19 protein-coding genes are annotated in these 17,522 nt (G+C 43.3%); 9 read left to right on the forward strand and 10 right to left on the reverse strand.

Going from position 1 to position 17,522, the window contains the following annotated elements; translation table 11 throughout:
* Positions 1 to 29 precede the first annotated feature (29 nt).
* From BW980_RS21650 to BW980_RS21670, 5 genes are all read left to right on the forward strand, one after another.
* Positions 30 to 1,082: a M28 family metallopeptidase gene (locus tag BW980_RS21650; protein WP_076457243.1), complete on the forward strand. Its 1,053-nt coding sequence runs from the start codon at positions 30 to 32 to the stop codon at positions 1,080 to 1,082.
* Positions 1,082 to 1,762: an SDR family NAD(P)-dependent oxidoreductase gene (locus BW980_RS21655; RefSeq protein WP_076457244.1), complete on the forward strand. Its 681-nt coding sequence runs from the start codon at positions 1,082 to 1,084 to the stop codon at positions 1,760 to 1,762. Before BW980_RS21650 ends, BW980_RS21655 begins: the two co-directional genes overlap by 1 nt.
* A gap of 106 nt (positions 1,763 to 1,868) precedes the next feature.
* On the forward strand, positions 1,869 to 2,471 hold the full coding sequence (locus BW980_RS21660) for a SprT-like domain-containing protein (protein ID WP_076457245.1): 603 nt from the start codon (positions 1,869 to 1,871) through the stop codon (positions 2,469 to 2,471).
* A gap of 96 nt (positions 2,472 to 2,567) precedes the next feature.
* A complete protein-coding gene (locus BW980_RS21665; RefSeq protein WP_076457246.1) occupies positions 2,568 to 3,650 on the forward strand; it encodes a mannose-1-phosphate guanylyltransferase in 1,083 nt (360 codons plus the stop codon).
* A 9-nt stretch (positions 3,651 to 3,659) separates the two neighbouring features.
* Entirely contained in the window at positions 3,660 to 5,132 is a 1,473-nt protein-coding gene (locus BW980_RS21670) for a DUF389 domain-containing protein (RefSeq protein WP_076457247.1), read from the forward strand.
* Positions 5,133 to 5,172: 40 nt separating this feature from the next.
* Here the strand turns inward: BW980_RS21670 and BW980_RS21675 are convergent, their stop codons facing one another.
* Both BW980_RS21675 and BW980_RS21680 read right to left on the reverse strand, forming a co-directional pair.
* Entirely contained in the window at positions 5,173 to 5,940 is a 768-nt protein-coding gene (locus tag BW980_RS21675; protein WP_076457248.1) for an ABC transporter ATP-binding protein, read from the reverse strand.
* Positions 5,940 to 6,677, reverse strand: coding sequence for an MlaE family ABC transporter permease (locus tag BW980_RS21680; RefSeq protein WP_076457249.1), 738 nt, complete (start codon positions 6,675 to 6,677; stop codon positions 5,940 to 5,942). Before BW980_RS21680 ends, BW980_RS21675 begins: the two co-directional genes overlap by 1 nt.
* Before the next feature lie 113 nt (positions 6,678 to 6,790).
* Between BW980_RS21680 and pafA the strand changes: the two genes are divergently transcribed.
* Both pafA and murI read left to right on the forward strand, forming a co-directional pair.
* Positions 6,791 to 8,452 (forward strand): alkaline phosphatase PafA, encoded by a 1,662-nt coding sequence (pafA, locus tag BW980_RS21685; protein ID WP_076457250.1) that lies wholly within the window; start codon positions 6,791 to 6,793, stop codon positions 8,450 to 8,452.
* 12 nt (positions 8,453 to 8,464) lie between these two features.
* Positions 8,465 to 9,253, forward strand: coding sequence for a glutamate racemase (gene murI, locus BW980_RS21690; protein ID WP_076457251.1), 789 nt, complete (start codon positions 8,465 to 8,467; stop codon positions 9,251 to 9,253).
* Here murI and BW980_RS21695 read toward each other — a convergent pair.
* Positions 9,242 to 9,739 carry a dihydrofolate reductase gene (locus tag BW980_RS21695; protein ID WP_076457252.1) on the reverse strand — a complete coding sequence of 166 codons (498 nt, stop codon included), beginning with the start codon at positions 9,737 to 9,739 and terminating at the stop codon, positions 9,242 to 9,244. The two genes, murI and BW980_RS21695, sit on opposite strands and share 12 nt — an antisense overlap.
* Positions 9,736 to 10,125, reverse strand: coding sequence for a 2TM domain-containing protein (locus BW980_RS21700; protein ID WP_076457253.1), 390 nt, complete (start codon positions 10,123 to 10,125; stop codon positions 9,736 to 9,738). Before BW980_RS21700 ends, BW980_RS21695 begins: the two co-directional genes overlap by 4 nt.
* A gap of 58 nt (positions 10,126 to 10,183) precedes the next feature.
* Between BW980_RS21700 and BW980_RS21705 the strand changes: the two genes are divergently transcribed.
* Together BW980_RS21705 and BW980_RS21710 are read left to right on the forward strand one after the other, a co-directional pair.
* Positions 10,184 to 11,272 (forward strand): aminotransferase class V-fold PLP-dependent enzyme, encoded by a 1,089-nt coding sequence (locus tag BW980_RS21705; protein WP_076457254.1) that lies wholly within the window; start codon positions 10,184 to 10,186, stop codon positions 11,270 to 11,272.
* A gap of 167 nt (positions 11,273 to 11,439) precedes the next feature.
* Positions 11,440 to 11,739 carry an isoamylase early set domain-containing protein gene (locus BW980_RS21710; RefSeq protein ID WP_076457255.1) on the forward strand — a complete coding sequence of 100 codons (300 nt, stop codon included), beginning with the start codon at positions 11,440 to 11,442 and terminating at the stop codon, positions 11,737 to 11,739.
* 95 nt (positions 11,740 to 11,834) lie between these two features.
* Here BW980_RS21710 and BW980_RS21715 read toward each other — a convergent pair whose 3' ends face one another.
* The 6 genes from BW980_RS21715 to BW980_RS21740 all read right to left on the reverse strand — a co-directional run bounded on the left by BW980_RS21715 (position 11,835) and on the right by BW980_RS21740 (position 17,478).
* Positions 11,835 to 12,116, reverse strand: coding sequence for a DUF427 domain-containing protein (locus BW980_RS21715; protein WP_076457256.1), 282 nt, complete (start codon positions 12,114 to 12,116; stop codon positions 11,835 to 11,837).
* Between the two features lie 66 nt (positions 12,117 to 12,182).
* Complete coding sequence (gene egtD, locus BW980_RS21720) at positions 12,183 to 13,154, reverse strand: L-histidine N(alpha)-methyltransferase (RefSeq protein WP_076457257.1); 972 nt, start codon at positions 13,152 to 13,154, stop codon at positions 12,183 to 12,185.
* Positions 13,155 to 13,196: 42 nt separating this feature from the next.
* Positions 13,197 to 14,363, reverse strand: coding sequence for an ergothioneine biosynthesis protein EgtB (gene egtB / locus BW980_RS21725; protein WP_076457261.1), 1,167 nt, complete (start codon positions 14,361 to 14,363; stop codon positions 13,197 to 13,199).
* Between the two features lie 76 nt (positions 14,364 to 14,439).
* The gene (locus BW980_RS21730) at positions 14,440 to 15,264 is read right to left on the reverse strand and encodes a thymidylate synthase (RefSeq protein WP_076457258.1); all 825 of its coding nucleotides are present in this window, start codon (positions 15,262 to 15,264) and stop codon (positions 14,440 to 14,442) included.
* A gap of 107 nt (positions 15,265 to 15,371) precedes the next feature.
* Positions 15,372 to 16,820: a NupC/NupG family nucleoside CNT transporter gene (locus BW980_RS21735; RefSeq protein ID WP_076457259.1), complete on the reverse strand. Its 1,449-nt coding sequence runs from the start codon at positions 16,818 to 16,820 to the stop codon at positions 15,372 to 15,374.
* Positions 16,821 to 16,839: 19 nt separating this feature from the next.
* Entirely contained in the window at positions 16,840 to 17,478 is a 639-nt protein-coding gene (locus BW980_RS21740; protein ID WP_076457260.1) for a bifunctional nuclease family protein, read from the reverse strand.
* Positions 17,479 to 17,522: the final 44 nt, after the last annotated feature.

The raw sequence follows: 17,522 nt of genomic DNA on the forward strand, positions 1-17,522 counted from the left end.
TCTAAATTGTAGTCGAAAATTAAATACCTATGAAAAAGAGTTTTGTATTCTTGACGGGCATGCTGGTAATGGCCTGTGGATCGTCTAAAATTGATGAATCGGTAACGCTTCAGAGCGAAGAGGCGGTGCAGTTTGATCGAAGTCTGATGGAAGTGCCTAAGAAGGCCGACGACCTTAATGGTGTAAGTGGTGCGCTAGGTGCATCTAAAAATCAATTCACGAACAGCGATAAGGTTGGTACTATCATGACATTCTTGGCTTCGGACGAGCTTCAGGGCAGGGATACGGGTAGCGAGGGTATTGAAAAGGCTGCCGAGTTTATCGAGAACGTTTTTTCGGAAAATAACATAAGACCTTATTTTCAGACCTATAGGGATGAGTTGTCCAATTATGATCAACCTGCCTTCAATGTGGTGGGTGTGGTAGAGGGCAATGATCCTGAATTAAAGAACGAGTTTGTAATTGTCGGGGCCCATTATGACCATATAGGTCTGATAGCCGCAGAGAACGGGGATAAAATTGCCAATGGGGCCAACGATAATGCTACGGGAACGACTACCGTATTGGAATTGGCCCGCTATTTTGGCAATGCTAAGACCAATAAGCGGAGCATCATCTTTGCGCTTTTTAGTGCCGAGGAAAAAGGACTTTTAGGTTCAAAGCATTTGGCGCAAAAACTAAAGGAGGCTAATTTGAACCTTTATGCTATGCTTAATTATGAGATGGTAGGCGTGCCCTTGGTAGGTAAAGACTATCTAGCCTATTTAACGGGGTATGGGGAGTCGAATATGGCCGATGTGGCCAATAGCTATGCGGAAGGTGTTGTCTATGCGGGTTTTCTTCCAAAGGCAAAGGAGTTCAATCTTTTTATGAGGTCTGATAACTATCCTTTTCATGAGGCTTTCGGTGTGCCTTCACAAACCTTTAGCACCTTTGATTTTACCAATTTCAATCACTATCACAAGGTAGGGGATGAGATTTCTGAAATAGACTTCGACCATATGGCCGATTTGATCAATAAAAGTATTCCGGTTGTAGAGGGTATCGTAAATGCCCCGACCAAAGAAATTCAATATAATTAATGGCAAATGTTATTATTACGGGCTCGAGTAGGGGGATAGGTTTTGAGCTGGCAAAATTGTTTGCCGACGAAGGTCATAAAGTCTTGGCCTTATCGCGAAATGAGCGACCTATTTCAGAATTGGGCCATAAAAATATTTTCAGTTTCCCCTTTGATTTGGGGAATCCTTCCGATTTTAAGAAAATGGAAGATTTTGTGGACGAAAACTTTAAATCGGTAGACCTGCTTATCAACAATGCGGGAAGCTTGCTGAACAAACCTTTTCTGAAGACCGAAGCCGAGGAGTTCGAAGCGGTTTATAAGGTAAATGTATTCGGTGTGGCCGAAATGACGCGAAGGGTCCTTCCTAAAATGTCAAAAGAAGGCCATGTGGTGACCATTAGCTCTATGGGCGGTGTTCAGGGAAGCGTTAAGTTTCCGGGCTTGTCGGCATACAGTTCGAGTAAGGGGGCCGTCATTACACTCACGGAACTATGGGCGGAAGAGTTTAAGGAAACCGGCCCATCTTTCAATGTTTTAGCCCTAGGGGCGGTTCAAACGGAAATGCTAGAAGAGGCCTTTCCGGGCTACGAGGCGCCTACTACTGCTTTGGAGATGGCTGGGTATATCAAAAATTTCGCCTTAACCGGGCATAAATTTTACAATGGCAAGTTGCTTCAGGTCAGCAATAGCACTCCCTGATATTTTTAGAGCTGCAACCAAGACCGTTAAGGGTGGTCGATTTTTGACATAGGCTTAATAATAGATAACTTCATTTATTGGCCGAGTTAACTTATTTTTGTTTCCAGTGGATAGTGTGTTACGAAAATATCTCCCCGAAAGGGCCGTTGAATCGTGTCTTGAATTAATTCAGAAAACAGGTGCGCACCTGAAGATCGTTAATGAAAGGGTCACGCGCCATGGCGATTACAGAAGAATGCCCAATGGGAAGCATCAGATTACCGTTAACGCAAGCCTCAATAAATATCGCTTTTTAATTACCCTGATCCACGAACTGGCCCATTTGGTGGCATTTGAAAAGTACGGTAGAAGCATAAAGCCGCACGGAGCGGAGTGGAAGCGTATATTTCAATACCTCATGCTACCCTTTATTCGTCCCGAAATATTTCCCTCGCAATTATTGCCCCTTTTGGCGCATCACTTTAAGAACCCCAAGGCGAGTAGTAGTACCGATGCCCGATTGTCGATAGCCCTCAAACAGTTTGATGCCCAGAAAACCGATAAAACCTATGTTTTTCAGGTGCCTTTGGGTAGCGTTTTCCGTATTTATAACGGAAAACTGTATAAGAGGGGGAATAGAAGGGTCAAGCGGTACGAATGTATAGAGGTCGCAACGGGCCGAATGTATCTTTTTCAGCCAAATGCGGAAGTTGAATTGATTTTTGAGTGATATTTGTAGGAAATAAGATAAATAGAAATAAGAATAGCTAACTATTAATGGTGATGTCAAGATTTTATTGGCTTCGCTTCCAAGAGCAATCAAAAAATGAAAAACAAAAACTATTACGCAGTGTTAATGGCCGGAGGTGTCGGCTCGAGATTTTGGCCTATCAGTACGTCATCGTACCCTAAGCAATTTCATGATATGTTGGGTACCGGCGATACCTTGATCCAGAAAACCTTTAAGCGTCTGAATAAATTTGTGCCTACGGAGAATATTCTCATCTTGACCAATGAGCGATATAACGATTTGGTATTGGAGCAGCTTCCTATGGTAAAGCAGGATCAAGTGGTGCTTGAACCGGCAATGCGTAATACGGCGCCCTGTATTTTGTACGCGGCGCTAAAGATCCAAAAAATGAACGAAAACGGGGTTATGATCGTGGCTCCGAGCGATCACTGGATCGAAGATGAAGACGCTTTCGCTGCAGATGTCACGACCTGTTTTGAAAAATGTGAGAAAGAAGAGGTGCTTTGTACCTTAGGTATAAAACCATCGTTTCCGAATACCGGTTTTGGTTATATCGAATTTGAAAAGGAAAGTGCCGAGGGCTTGAAGAAGGTGAATCAATTTCGGGAAAAACCCGATTATGAAACGGCCAAGGAGTTTTTGGCCCAAGGGAATTTTCTGTGGAATGCGGGAATATTCATGTGGAGCGTAAAGACCATCGTAAATGCCTTTAAAAATTATCAGCCTGGGCAGTATTCCCTTTTTGAATCGGGAATGTCTTGTTACAATACTGGCGAAGAAAAGGAGTTTATAAAAGAAAACTACCCGAAAGCGGAGAATATCTCCATCGATTATGCGATTTTGGAAAACTCTAAATCCATTTTCGTGCTTCCGGCCACATTTGATTGGAACGATTTGGGGACTTGGGGCTCTTTATACGATAAATTGGATAAAGACGAAGACAACAATGCCGTAGTGAACAGTAAGGTCGTTACCACCGATGCATCCGGAAATATGATCAGGTCCCCAAAAGACAAGATTGTGGTAGTAGATGGTCTTAACGACTATATTATCGTAGACAAAAAAGAAGTACTTTTAATTTATCCAAAATCCAAGGAACAGGATATCAAAAAGGTTTTGGGCGAGGTTAAGGATAAATTTGGAGATACATATGCCTAACAGTATGATATGAGTGATAAACTAAACCAAGATAATCTTACGTCAAGCGAAGAAGAGACCAAGGAAGCCATCCGAAAAGATGCGAAAGGGCTTTGGGAAAGTATTCGAAGGTTTGTACGTGAGTTGCTCGATATTCGCGAGAATACCGATCAAGAAGCTACGAAGGCGGCCATAATAGCGGATATTCCCTTTAAAGGCCATACTTCATGGATCTTGGTTTGTTCGATATTCATAGCCTCCGTAGGCTTGAATGCGAACTCTACGGCGGTCGTTATCGGTGCGATGTTGATATCTCCCCTAATGGGGCCTATTTTGGGACTGGGTATGTCTTTGGCCATTAACGATATCGATACGCTAAGGCGTTCCCTTAAGAACTTTACGGTAATGGTAGTGCTCAGTGTTTTAACGGCCTACCTCTTCTTTGAATTTTTTCCTATTCAAGATGAATCATCGGAGTTGTTGGCGCGGACCGCACCTGATATTCGTGATGTGCTCATTGCCTTTTTTGGTGGTTTGGCCCTCGTTATCGCCCGGGCCAAAAAAGGGACCATTGCCAGTGTTATCTTCGGGGTAGCCATCGCAACCGCTTTAATGCCGCCTCTGTGTACTGTAGGTTTTGGACTGGCCATAGGTAATCCTGGCTATGCTTTCGGGGCTATGTATTTGTTTATCATAAATACTATTTTCATTGCCCTGGCCACTTTTTTGACCATAAAACTGTTGAAGTTCCCCATGGTGCGTTATGCCAATTCGGCCAAGAGAAGACGAATTGCACGCATAGCCTCGGTGGTGGCCTTGTTGGTCATGATTCCTGCAGGATGGACGTTTTATAAGGTATTTCAAGAATCGATGTTCAAAAAGCAAGCTACGGAATTTGTTGGCGAAACTATCGGGAAATACCAGTTTATGGGAGGAGGTAGGTTTTTAGATAATTTTACCAGCATTGAATATAATGAAGGTGAAAAGCCGGTCATTGAAGTGGTGTGTATGGGGAATGAGGTCATACCTGACAATATCATAGCCTCGTGGAATACTATCTTGAAAGAGGATGAGGATTTCTACCGCCTTAGAAATACAGAGCTTCATGTTATTCAAGGGGCCCAGAACGAGCAAGTAGATCAATTGAAATACGTTAACGAACTCTACGAATCACAAAAAAATCAATTGTCGAGCAAGGCGGAAAAAATAGCCCTTCTTGAGGCTGAAGTGAGTCGGCTAAGGCGCGATGCGTCACAGCAAAAGAAGGTGCCGTTTCTAGATATCAGTGCCGAGGCAAAGGCGAATTATAAGGATATTGAATCCATACAGTTCGACTACGCCGTAATCAATGATTTCAAGAAAATTGATACGCTGTCCATTTTTGAGGTAAAATGGAGAAAGGGAGTGTCTTCGGCCAAGGTGGTCGCGGAAAACAAGAAAATTCTCGACTGGTTGAAAGTGCGTTTAAAAGATTCTACGGTACAATTGCGTGGAGCTAGATAATCAATCAGCTGTGGTTTAAACGTATGAAAGGTTGTCGCGTTTAGTTGCGCTCTTCAATATACATCTGCCGTACTTTTTTAAAGAGGTCCGAAGAATAGACAAAATCAGTAACGGTTTCGTTTTCGGTCTTAAAGATTTCTTTGTTGGTCCCTTCCCATGCTTTTAGCCCGTCTTTTAGAAAGAGGATTTTTTTTCCGATTTCCATTACCGAGTTCATATCGTGGGTGTTGATTACCGTGGTGATATCGTATTCTTCTGTGATCTCTTGAATCAGGTTGTCGATAACTATGGCGGTTTTGGGGTCGAGTCCGGAATTGGGCTCGTCGCAAAACAGGTATTTGGGGTTCATAACAATGGCCCTGGCTATCGCTACCCTTTTTTGCATACCTCCTGATATTTCGGAAGGATATTTATGATGGGCATCCACCAAGTTGACCCGTTTAAGCACAAAGTCGGCCCGGTCTTGCATTTCCGATTGCGATTGTTTGGTAAACATTTCAAGCGGGAATTTTACATTGCCTTCGACCGTCATGGAATCGAAGAGGGCACTTCCCTGAAAAACCATGCCTATTTCTTGGCGAAGGTTACGTTTTTCCTCGTCGGTCATTTCCGAGTATATTTTACCGTCATAACTGATCGAGCCCTGTTCCGGGGTAAAAAGACCCAAAAGGCACTTTAGGAAAACTGTTTTCCCAGACCCACTTTGTCCAATGATAAGATTCGTCTTTCCTTTGCTGAAACTTGTGGTGACGCCTTTTAAGATATGGGTGTCGCCAAAAGATTTGTGTATGTCGTTTACTTCGATCATTAGCCTAATAAAAGTTGGGTTAGAATATAGTTCGCTACAATGATGACAACACTTGTCCACACAAAGGAAGTCGTACTTGCCTTACCTACTTCTAAGGCTCCTCCCGTCATGTAAAAACCGTGGTATGAGGGCACTGTGGCCAAAACAAAGGCAAAGACCAAGGTCTTGAGAAAAGCGTAGGTCACATGAAATGGAATAAAGTCTAATTGAACCCCCTCTATAAAATCGGCGCTGGTACTGAATCCACCAAATACGGCCGCCATCCAGCCTCCGAAGATACCTACGTACATGGCTATCGAAATAATAAAAGGATAGAGGCATAAGGCAATGATCTTTGGAAAAACCAAATAGTTCAAGGCGTTTACCCCCATGACCTCCAATGCGTCTATCTGTTCGGTAACCCGCATGGTGCCGATACTTGAGGTGATATACGAGCCTACTTTTCCTGCCATGATGATAGAGCAAAAAGTCGGGGCGAACTCCAATATAATCGATTGTCTTGTGGCAAAACCGACCAAGTTTTTCGGAATAAGCTCACTGGTGATGTTTAGCGCGGTCTGAATAGCAACAACCGCTCCCATAAAAAAGGCGATAAAAATCAAAATACCTAGAGAACCAAAGATCAGCTCGTCGACTTCCTTTAAGATCAACGATTTCATGATACGCCATTTCGTAGGTTTTTTAAAGACGTCTTTTATCATTATGGCATACCTGCCAATCGATGTTAAGTAGTTCATGTGATGAAAATAGGTATATCCTAACAAAAATAACAATAAACGATTTCATTTAACCTTCATTTAATTTTTAAAAGGGTAATTTCTTTACTTTTGTTATTACAATCTATCCAGTTATGCATAAGAATTATTTCATTGTTTTTTTATCAGTTTTTACCTTAACATTTTTACCCTCCGATAGTCTTGCCCGGCGAAAATCAAAAGAGCAGCCCGTATCTGGCTTAAGAACGGAACCAAAGCTAGTAGTAGGTATTATCGTTGATCAGATGCGGTACGACTATATCACCCGTTTTTGGAACCACTATGGTGAAGGCGGTTTTAAACGCTTGGTAAACGAAGGTTTCAATTGTAGAAACAACCACTATAACTACGCCCCTACAAGCACCGGCCCGGGACATACATCGGTCTATACCGGTACCACACCGGCCATGCATGGTATAATAGGAAATAATTGGTACGACAAAGCTACTGAAACAAGCGTGTATTGTGCCGGAGACCCCGATTACGAGTCGGTCGGGACTACGTCCGATGCTGGAAAGATGTCACCCCATAGAATGACGGTCACCACGATTACCGATGAATTGCGTCTGCATACGCAGATGCGGGGAAAAACCATCGCCGTAGCCCTAAAGGACAGGGGAGCGGTTTTGCCGGGAGGCCATACGGCGAATGCCGCCTATTGGTTCAGTGACGGTGCGTGGATAACCAGTTCGTACTATATGGATAAGTTGCCCCTGTGGGTGGAAAAATTCAATGCGGAGAAGTCTGTCGATGCGTATAAAAAACCATGGAAGACCCTAAAGAACATAAATGAATACGTAGAAAGTGCTGCGGATTACAATACCTATGAAGGAAAGTTTAAAGGAGAGGAATCCCCGGTCTTTCCGCATGACGTTCCTGCGTTATGGGACAACAACGGAAAGTATGAAATGCTTAAGGCTACGCCTTTCGGAAATAGTATGACCACTGATTTTGCCTTGGCTGCCCTAGATGCAGAAGCTTTGGGGGCGGACGAAATTACCGACTTTTTGGCCCTTAGTTTTTCGAGTACGGATTATGTAGGACACAAGTTTGGCGTAGCTTCAAAAGAGGTTCAAGATACCTACCTAAGGTTGGATCGTGATTTGGAGCGTCTATTTAAAGAGCTTGATCGAAAAGTAGGTAAAGGGGAGTATACCGTATTTTTAAGTGCCGACCACGCCGCAATAGAGGTGCCTTCGTATTTGAAGGATCAAAAGATACCGGCCGATTATGTTTCTTGGGATGCTATGAAAAATGATTTTGCCCAGTTCTTGGAGTTCAACTACGGTACTACCGATATTGTCAAGAATTTTTCCAACTATCAGTATTTTCTTGATCATGATATTATTAACAACCTTGACTTAAGTGTTCAAGAGGTTCAGGAAGCCATTGCCAAGGAAGTTTTGGGCTACGAGGGTATCGATAGGACCTATACCGCATATCAGATGTGGCAGAACGATTATACGCATGGTATACCTTATATCCTGCAGAACGGCTACAACCAAAAGCGTTCGGGTGATGTGTTGGTGGTTTTGGCCCCGGGAACCATTTCATATCAAAAAACAGGTTCGACCCATGGGTCGCCACAAATATACGATACACATGTACCTCTTCTTTTTTACGGTGCGGGAATAAAACAAGGGAGTACGGTAGAGCGAACCGAAATAGATGATATTGCACCTACCATAGCCGCTCTATTGGGGGTTTCTTTTCCAAGTGGGACTACCGGTAGCCCTATAACCCAAGTATTGCAATAAACCTAAGGAATTATGAGCGACGCCCCGATAGGTGTTTTTGATTCAGGTGTTGGAGGTACTTCTATTTGGAAGGAAATTCACAAACTGTTACCGCGGGAGCGAACCATATACTTGGCCGATAGCAAGAATGCACCCTATGGCGAAAAGTCGCAACAGCAGATTCTTGAACTGAGTATCAAGAATACCGAATTGCTTCTTGAGATGGGGTGTAAGCTTATCGTGGTGGCCTGCAACACCGCCACTACCAATGCGATCCTGTATCTGCGGACGCATTATGGACTGCCGTTCATCGGAATAGAACCCGCTATAAAACCTGCGGCCCTGAATTCCATATCAAAGGTTGTAGGTGTACTGGCGACCAAGGGAACGCTTTCCAGTAGCCTTTTTCATAGTACTACGGAAAACCACGCAAACGGTATAAAGCTAATAGAGCAGGAGGGGACCGGCCTGGTTCCCTTGGTAGAAAGTGGTAATATAGATTCAAAAGAAACGGAAACGCTCTTGAGAAAGTATATTGACCCTATGCTAGATCAAGGTATGGACCATTTGGTTCTTGGGTGTACCCATTATCCGTACTTGGTGCCGGTACTGCGGAAGATAATGCCCGAGGGGGTCAAAATTATCGATTCGGGCGAGGCCGTTGCACGCCAGGTAAAGGCAATTTTGGAAAAGAACGCTATGCTCAATACGGCCACAAGCCATAAGGGACATCGGTTTTACACCAATATAGATCCAGAGGTACTACGCAATTTCGTTAGCGGTGTCGCCCCCGATATTCGGGTTGAAAAGTTAGATTTTTAAATAAGTACGGTAGGTAAAGGCGTATTTGTGTTTTTCATCCGCGGGATGGTATTGCTCGGTGGCAAGTTCCCAATGGCTTTCGAATATTTCCGGAAAGAAGGTGTCGGCATCTTCAAAAATGCCATGTACGCGGGTGAGTTCAATTTTATTGGCGTGCTCCATGGCCAGTTTATAGATTTCACCACCTCCGATTATAAAGGATAAGTCTTCGTCCTTTACCAGTTCTAAAGCTTCTTCTAGGGAATGTACCACAACACATACATCGTAGTCTACCGTGTAGTCTTTGTCACGGGTAATGATCACATGCTTGCGGTTGGGAAGTGGTTTGGGAAAACTCTCGTACGTTTTTCTGCCCATGATAATAGTGTGGCCGGAGGTAAGGCTTTTAAACCTCTTGAAATCATCCGGTAAATGCCAGAGTAGGTCATTGTCCTTTCCTAGGGCATTGTTGTCGGCCGCCGCCGCTATCATGGCTATGGTATTCATATGTCCTTTTTTTTGTTTATTTGGGAGAGGGGAAAATCGGTTTCGATCTCTTTTTGTATTTCGGCTATGCGCTTTTTTTGCTTGGCCACCAGTTTCTCACGTTGGGTGCGCTCCCAGTCCTTGCCCATGAATTTTTGGGTCACAAAAACATTGAAGGCATGAAGGACGAATAAAAAGGCCCAGAACGTAATGCCCCATAGAAACCAATCGTAGGTGGCACCATACTTTAATATCTTGTTGACCAGAATTAAAAATACACTGCCGATAAGAAAGATGACAAAATGAACGTACAGACGTTTTTTTTGTTTGATGCGGGTTTGGGCATTCTCGAGCATTTCATGTTGCTCAAGGCCTACTTCTGAATGGTTTTTGTTTTTAGAGAACATGCGAATTAGTACCTTTATAGAACAAAGATAAGGCAATTGCCGATACAGAGAATAAGCTATGGTAAATACCCGTAAACACTTTCCGGTTTTAAGTCAATATATATACGCCAATACCGCTTCTGCAGGATTGCTGAACGACGATTTGATGGAATGGCGACAAGAGCATGATATGGATTATCTGATCGGAGGCAGTAATTTTAGAAACAAGGTGGCCGAAAAATTGATTGGCGAGACCCGTGAGACCGTAGCAGGCTTCTTTGGGGCCAAAGAAGAAAACGTCGCGCTGGTACAGAATTTTACGCTCGGCTTGAACATGTTATTGGAGGGGTTGGATAAAAAAGAGCGTGTATTACTGGTCAAAGACGACTATCCATCGGTGAACTGGCCGTTTGAATACCGGGGTTTTCCCGTGTCGTATTTAGCCTTGAGCGAGGATCTCGAAGCCGATATCCTCCACAAGCTTAGGGCTGAAGATATATCGGTATTGGCCTTGAGTTTGGTGCAATGGACCAATGGATTTAAAATTAACATGAAAATTCTTGCAAAAATTAAAGAAGAATTTCCTAACTTGAAGATTATTGCAGATGGAACCCAATATTGTGGGACATGCGATTTTGATTTTGAAAGTTCGCCTATAGACGTGCTTGGGGCCAGTGCCTATAAGTGGTTGTTGTCGGGCTATGGTAACGGATTCATGTTGTTTAAAGATGGCGTACAAGACATGTTTAGCGTGAAAACGATTGGTTTCAATGGATCCGGTCACGACCTTGGCGCGCGCGATAAGCTGTCTTTTGCCCGTCATTTTGAACCTGGGCATCTCGATACCTTGACTTTCGGAAGCATGAAGTTTTCATTGGACTACCTGACTAAATTAGGTAAAGGGGCCATTGAAGAGCGGCTTCAAGCCCTTTCGCGCTATGCGATGGAAGGTTTTGGGGGGGTAGGACTTTTGTCCGATGATATTGTAAAAAGGAAAGAACATAGTACCATATTTAATATACAAGGAAATGATGCCCTCTTTCAAGAGTTGACAGAGTATGGAGTTCTCTGTTCACAACGGGGGAAGGGTATTCGGTTAAGTTTTCATTTTTATAACAGTGAGGAAGATATTGATGAAGTTCTAAGAATCTTAAAAACAGTATTATAACATAATGATGTGGTCAATACGATGAACTTTTTTTACGTCAAACTACTATTTGTTATGTAAATATTGCGAAAATGATAAAAATGCGTTAATCATTGTATATGAGCGTTTTAATATGGTAGTTTTGCTCTTTGATATAGCACTGAAAATCAATTTAAAAATTATACATAATGGCAATCTCAAAACAGTATCTCAAAACAAAACCCGTTTGTAAAGTAACCTTTACCGTGCCCGCAGAAGATGCGAAAAAAGTGGCCGTTGTTGGTGATTTTAACAACTGGAAGGCTGACAAGGCCAGTTCATTGAAAAAATTGAAAAATGGAAACTTCAAAGGGACTTTAGAACTTCCTAAAGAAGCTTCATTTGAATTTAAGTACATCGTTGACGGTAATTACGTTAATGAAACCGAAGCAGACCGTTACCAATGGAACGATTATGCAGGTGGTGAGAACGCGGTTTTAGATTTATAAGCGATCGGTATTTTAAAATAGAAAAAGCCAGATCGTGATTTTACGGTCTGGCTTTTTGTTCCATGTCTAAGGCTCAAGCTTTATGCAAAGGGGGGCTATTTTTCTACGCTTACCCCGCGCCAAAAGGCCACTCGGCCTTTTATTCCCTTGGCCAGTTCACTGACTTCAGGATAGAACCATGCCGCATCGGGGTTTTCTTTCCCGTCTACCGAGAGGGTGTAGTAATGGGCTTGGCCCTTCCATGGGCAGGTGGTATGTGTATTGCTGGGTTTAAAATATTCCTTCTTTATACTTTCCGCAGGAAAATAGTGGTTGTTCTCGACTACTAAGGTGTCGTCGCTCTCGGCGATTACGGTACCGTTCCAAATTGCTTTCATATGAATATAAGTATTACCTCGGGCTAACAAGGTGGTTAAAGATGAATTTAAGACGAAACAAAGAGGCTAGCGCTTTCTGAACACGAAGTTTTTGTATTGCTTTTCGGGGTCGGAAAACTCGGTCTCTATTTTTAGGCCGGCATTATCGGCCAACCATGCTACGACCTTGTCATCGTATTTTTGTGAGATTTCAGTATGTATGGTTTCCCATGGGGCAAAATCTATTAGTAGGCCTAATTTGTCAATACTTACAGTTTGGGCTTCTTTGGCTACCAAATAACTTTTTGCCGTGCCCGTTTCGGGGTCATAGACTTCCCAGTGAAGAAATTTGTCGAGGTCGAAATTGCCATCGAGTTCGGTATTGATGCGGGCCAGTACATTTTTGTTGAACGCTTCGGTAATTCCTGAAGGGTCGTTATAGGCGTCTAGTATGGTCTGTGGGTTTTTCTTCATGTCAAAGCCGATAAAAAGCAAATCGTCATCTTGCATGAGTTCTTGAACGCTTTTTAAAAAGGCAATGGCGTGTTCGTGAAGCAAATTGCCGATGTTGGAACCTAAAAATAGAATGACCTTCTTGGTGCCGTTTTCTGAATTTATTTTTTCTAAGGCTTCAAAATAAGTGCCGTGCTGTGGTTCTACCTGCAAGTCGGGTAATTCTTTGTGAAGTGATTTTTCTAGACCGTCAAGTACGCTTTGACTGATGTCTATGGGTTGGTATTTGACGTCGAAATTATTTTCTGAAAGGTATTTTAGAAGGATCTTGGTCTTTTTTCCGTCACCTGCGCCCAATTCGATCAGCTTGAACCTGGGGTTGCCCATGGCAAACTTCCCTGCTATTTCTGCCGTATGCTGTTTTAATATATCGTACTCTTTTCGGGTAAGATAATATTCGGGCATGTGCATGATATCTTGAAACAGTTTATCCCCTTTTTGATCATAAAAATATTTAGAGGACAAATGCTTCGGAAAGTCGCTTAGGCCTTTGTAGACATCTTCCTCAAATTGGGTCTTAAAAAGTACTTGGGTTGATTTTTGCATATTGTTTAAGTCGAAAAGGTTCTGAAAACTATACGGAAGGGTTTAAATATTTCTGGCCAATCGTAATCCGGTGTATTGCCATCTCAGGTGGGTCTGGAAAAAATTGCGATAGGTAGGGCGCGTATGTCGTATGGGTGTCGCTACGGAACCACCGCGTAAGACCTTTTGGTTGACCATAAACTTGCCGTTGTACTCGCCTAGGGCGCCGTCGGCTTTTTTGTAATTAGGGTAGGGCAGGTAGGCGCTTTCCGTCCACTCCCATCGTTGGCCCCAGTTAAATGCAGATTGGGCGGCCTCCCACTCAAATTCAGTAGCCAGACGACATCCTTTCCATTGGGAAAAGGCAAAGGCTTCAAAATACGATATGTGGGTCACAGGTGCATCGGGTGTAACTTTTTGGAGTCCGTTTAGCGTGTAATTATACCAGATCCCATCGATTAAGTGCCAGTATAATGGTGCGGAAATTTGGTTTTGGTTTACCCAATCCCATCCTTCGGCATGCCATAAATCGAATCTTTGATACCCTCCTGCTTCGATAAAGGCCATAAATTCACGGTTGTTGACCAGTTTGCTCGATATTTCAAAAGGATGAAGGTATACTTTGTGTCTTCCCAATTCATTGTCGTAGCAGAAGCTGTCCGAAGCATGGCCGATGTCATAGATGCCTTCATCCATGGGAATCCATTCTTGGGATTCGGTAGTAATAGGATGCTCTTCAAAACTATCGGAATAGGAAGGAAGCAAGGGGTTGTTGCCCAGTATGTACTTAATATCGGTCAAGAGCAATTCTTGGTGCTGTTTCTCGTGGTGTATGCCAATTTCCAAAAGAAGGTATAGTTCGTTGGCCTGAGGCGATGAAAATAGTTCTTTAATGGCTTGGGTTACGTGTGTGCGGTAGGCGTATATCCCTTCTACCGATGGGCGTGATAGGTTGCCGCGGTCGGATCGGACTACACGTTTGCCTACGGTTTCGTAATAACTGTTGAATACAAAAGAGAAATCGTCGTTAAAGACTTGGTATTCCTTGGCGTGGGCTTTTAATATAAATTCTTCAAAAAACCAAGTGGTATGGCCCAAATGCCATTTTGGTGGCGATACGTCAACAATGGGCTGTACTACGTAATCTTCAATTTCTAAGGGGGAACAAATCGTCTCGGTGTGTTCGCGTGTCTCTAAAAAGAAATCCAAAAGGGAATCGGTCAGGGTCATATCCATTCTATAATATCCTATAAATATAAGGAATATAGAAAGGGCAGGAATGACCCGATAGGATTTTTGACGAACGTTAAACCGCCACGGCCCCTTTAATATGTGGATGTGGGTTGTAATCCTCTAAGGTGAAATCTTCGAAACTGAAGTCAAAAATATCCTTTACTTCAGGGTTGATCAGCATTTTAGGTAGGGGACGGGTTTCACGACTCAGTTGCAATTCTACCTGCTCCATATGGTTGTTGTAAATATGGGCATCGCCAAAAGTGTGGATAAATTCACCCGCTTCATAGCCGCATACCTGTGCCATCATCATGGTGAATAAGGCATAAGAGGCTATATTGAATGGTACCCCAAGGAAGATATCCGCACTGCGTTGGTATAACTGGCATGAAAGCTTGCCGTCGGCTACGTAAAATTGAAAAAAAGCATGGCATGGTGGAAGTGCGGCCTTACCGTTGGCTACGTTTTCAGAGAAGGATTTTGATGTGTCGGGAAGTACGCTCGGGTTCCATGCGGAAACCAACATACGCCTACTGTTAGGGTTGTTTTTTAATGAATCGATAACATCTTTGATCTGATCGATCTCGTCATTGTTCCAGTTGCGCCACTGATGCCCGTAAACCGGACCTAAATCGCCATTTTCATCGGCCCATTCGTTCCAGATGCGCACGCCATTCTCTTGAAGGTATTTAATGTTCGTGTCCCCTTTCAAGAACCAAAGCAGTTCGTATACAATAGATTTCAGGTGCAGCTTCTTGGTGGTTACCATAGGAAAGCCTTCGCTGAGGTCAAAACGCATTTGATATCCGAAAACGCTGAGGGTTCCTGTTCCTGTTCGGTCTCCTTTTTGATTGCCGTTATCGAGTACGTGCTTTAGTAAGTCGTGGTATTGTTTCATAGTGGGGTAAAAATAGAATTTTGTAGGTTAAAGCTCAAAGACTACTTGTGGTAGTTATCAGAGATTTATTAACCAAAATATGGTCCGTTGGGGTAAAGGGTGTTGTTTTAACCTAAAATCATCCCTGCGATAGTAGCAGATAACAGAGAGGCAATAGAACCGCCAAGAACGGCCTTAAGGCCAAATTCGGAAAGTGTTTTACGTTGTCCGGGCGCTAAGGAGCCAATTCCACCGATCTGTATCCCTATGGATGCAAAGTTAGCAAAGCCACAAAGCATATAGGTGGCCATAATCACCGATTTATTATAGGTGAAACTTGCGCCTGTTGCCATATTTTTTAGTTCGGCCAATTGAATATAACCGACAAACTCACTGGCCACAAGCTTAATTCCCAACAGTTGTCCCATGAGCATAATATCTTCATTGGCAACGCCAATAAGCCACATCAATGGGGCGAAGATAGTACCTAGAATGGCCTCTAATGAAAACTTCTCGTATGAGGTGTTGTGGGCGACCCATTGGTTTAGGGTAGTCATATCGCCAAACCAATCTAAAATTCCGTTTAACATGGCGATCATGGCCACAAAAACCAAGAGCATGGCACCCACGTTGACGGCTAACTTTAAGCCTTCGGTTGTGCCGTTGGCAATAGCATCCAAGATGTTAGAGCCTATCTTCTCGGAAGATACGGCCACTTCGGTATTTACGGCCTCCGTTTGTGGGTATAATATTTTTGAAATCACAATAGCCCCTGGTGCGGCCATAACCGACGCCGCTAAAAGGTGTTTGGCAAATATCAATTGCAATACCTTGTCTTCACCCCCCAAGAACCCGATATAGGCGGCTAAAACAGCACCGGCAACCGTAGCCATTCCGCCTATCATTACTAAAAGAATTTCCGACTTGGTCATTTTCTCCAAGTAAGCTTTAATCAATAATGGAGCTTCGGTCTGTCCTAAAAAGATGTTCCCCGCAACGGAAAGACTTTCTGCACCGGAGATTCCCAAAGATTTAGAAAGCATCCAGGCCAAAGCCTTAACGACTTTTTGTATTACGCCCAAATAGAATAACAAAGACGTAAGTGCGGAAAAGAAAATAATGGTAGGTAATACCTGAAAGGCAAAGATGTAGCCGAACGTATTGGTGTCGACGACCAATCCTTCGAACAGAAACTTGCTTCCTGCCCGGGTAAAGCCCAGAATACTGATAAAGACCTCACCGACCGACTCAAATACTTTTTGGATAAAGGGTACTTTCAGTACGCCAATGGCTATCAGTAGTTGTAGTGCGAGTCCGATTCCTACGGTTCTCCAATTGATCGCCTTTCGATTGGCGCTGAACAAATATGAAATGAGCAACAAAACGGCCATTCCTAGTATTCCACGGGAGAGGCTATTTAGGCTAAACCCTTCGTTTGGGATAATGGTAGGGGTATCTTGGGCTATGACATCATTGATGGCAGTGGTTTCGACCGCGGGTATCGATGTGCTTTCTTGTGCTAGTGATGGGGAGAAGATACAAAGGGCAAGCAGAACGATCCACGGGTTGATTTTCATAAGGTACTTGCTCTAATTATCAGTTTCTTTTGGAAATCTCATCGCGCAGTTTGGCAGCCTTTTCGTAATCTTCATTGGCCACAGCTTGATCGAGTTCTTTATGAAGTTCTTCGATGGAAAGTTCGGTATAGCCATCGGAGGCTCCTGATTCTATTTCAACGGTTTCACCTTCTTGAAGGATTTCATCGACGACTATACTATCGTCGGTTTCGTCCTTTGCCTTATCCTTGTCTTTTGACGAAAACTTTAAAAAGATGCCCGCCTTGTCCAAAATCGTTTTGTACGTAAATATCGGGGCGTTGAACCGTAGGGCTAAGGCAATGGCATCACTGGTTCTGGCATCGATAATTTCTTCGATCTTATCGCGTTCACAAATAATACTCGAGTAGAAGACACCGTCTACCAACTTGTGAATAATGACCTGTTTGACAATGATATCGAAACGGTCTGCGAAATTTTTAAACAGATCGTGCGTCAGTGGTCGAGGTGGTTTAATCTCTTTTTCAAGGGCAATGGCTATGGACTGCGCTTCAAAAGCACCAATAACGATGGGGAGTTTTCTGTCACCTTCCACTTCGTTCAAAATTAGGGCATAGGCCCCATTTTGTGGCTCAACACAAAAAGTTGTGGAGAGGTTAAAATTGGCCGATCTTTGAATCCAAAAAGTTAAATGCTTTCAGATTCACTATCATCTATAGCCAA

Origin of the sequence: Zobellia uliginosa (genome assembly GCF_900156625.1) — a bacterium.
GTDB classification, from domain to species: domain Bacteria; phylum Bacteroidota; class Bacteroidia; order Flavobacteriales; family Flavobacteriaceae; genus Zobellia; species Zobellia uliginosa.

Coding starts and splice junctions, on each gene's coding strand:
- BW980_RS21650 (WP_076457243.1), top strand. CDS start 30: ATGAAAAAGAGTTTTGTATTCTTGACGGGCATGCTGGTAATGGCCTGT.
- BW980_RS21655 (WP_076457244.1), top strand. CDS start 1,082: ATGGCAAATGTTATTATTACGGGCTCGAGTAGGGGGATAGGTTTTGAG.
- BW980_RS21665 (WP_076457246.1), top strand. CDS start 2,568: ATGAAAAACAAAAACTATTACGCAGTGTTAATGGCCGGAGGTGTCGGC.
- BW980_RS21670 (WP_076457247.1), top strand. CDS start 3,660: ATGAGTGATAAACTAAACCAAGATAATCTTACGTCAAGCGAAGAAGAG.
- BW980_RS21675 (WP_076457248.1), bottom strand. CDS start 5,940: ATGATCGAAGTAAACGACATACACAAATCTTTTGGCGACACCCATATC.
- BW980_RS21680 (WP_076457249.1), bottom strand. CDS start 6,677: ATGAACTACTTAACATCGATTGGCAGGTATGCCATAATGATAAAAGAC.
- pafA (WP_076457250.1), top strand. CDS start 6,791: ATGCATAAGAATTATTTCATTGTTTTTTTATCAGTTTTTACCTTAACA.
- murI (WP_076457251.1), top strand. CDS start 8,465: ATGAGCGACGCCCCGATAGGTGTTTTTGATTCAGGTGTTGGAGGTACT.
- BW980_RS21695 (WP_076457252.1), bottom strand. CDS start 9,739: ATGAATACCATAGCCATGATAGCGGCGGCGGCCGACAACAATGCCCTA.
- BW980_RS21700 (WP_076457253.1), bottom strand. CDS start 10,125: ATGTTCTCTAAAAACAAAAACCATTCAGAAGTAGGCCTTGAGCAACAT.
- BW980_RS21705 (WP_076457254.1), top strand. CDS start 10,184: ATGGTAAATACCCGTAAACACTTTCCGGTTTTAAGTCAATATATATAC.
- BW980_RS21710 (WP_076457255.1), top strand. CDS start 11,440: ATGGCAATCTCAAAACAGTATCTCAAAACAAAACCCGTTTGTAAAGTA.
- BW980_RS21715 (WP_076457256.1), bottom strand. CDS start 12,116: ATGAAAGCAATTTGGAACGGTACCGTAATCGCCGAGAGCGACGACACC.
- egtD (WP_076457257.1), bottom strand. CDS start 13,154: ATGCAAAAATCAACCCAAGTACTTTTTAAGACCCAATTTGAGGAAGAT.
- egtB (WP_076457261.1), bottom strand. CDS start 14,363: ATGACCCTGACCGATTCCCTTTTGGATTTCTTTTTAGAGACACGCGAA.
- BW980_RS21730 (WP_076457258.1), bottom strand. CDS start 15,264: ATGAAACAATACCACGACTTACTAAAGCACGTACTCGATAACGGCAAT.
- BW980_RS21735 (WP_076457259.1), bottom strand. CDS start 16,820: ATGAAAATCAACCCGTGGATCGTTCTGCTTGCCCTTTGTATCTTCTCC.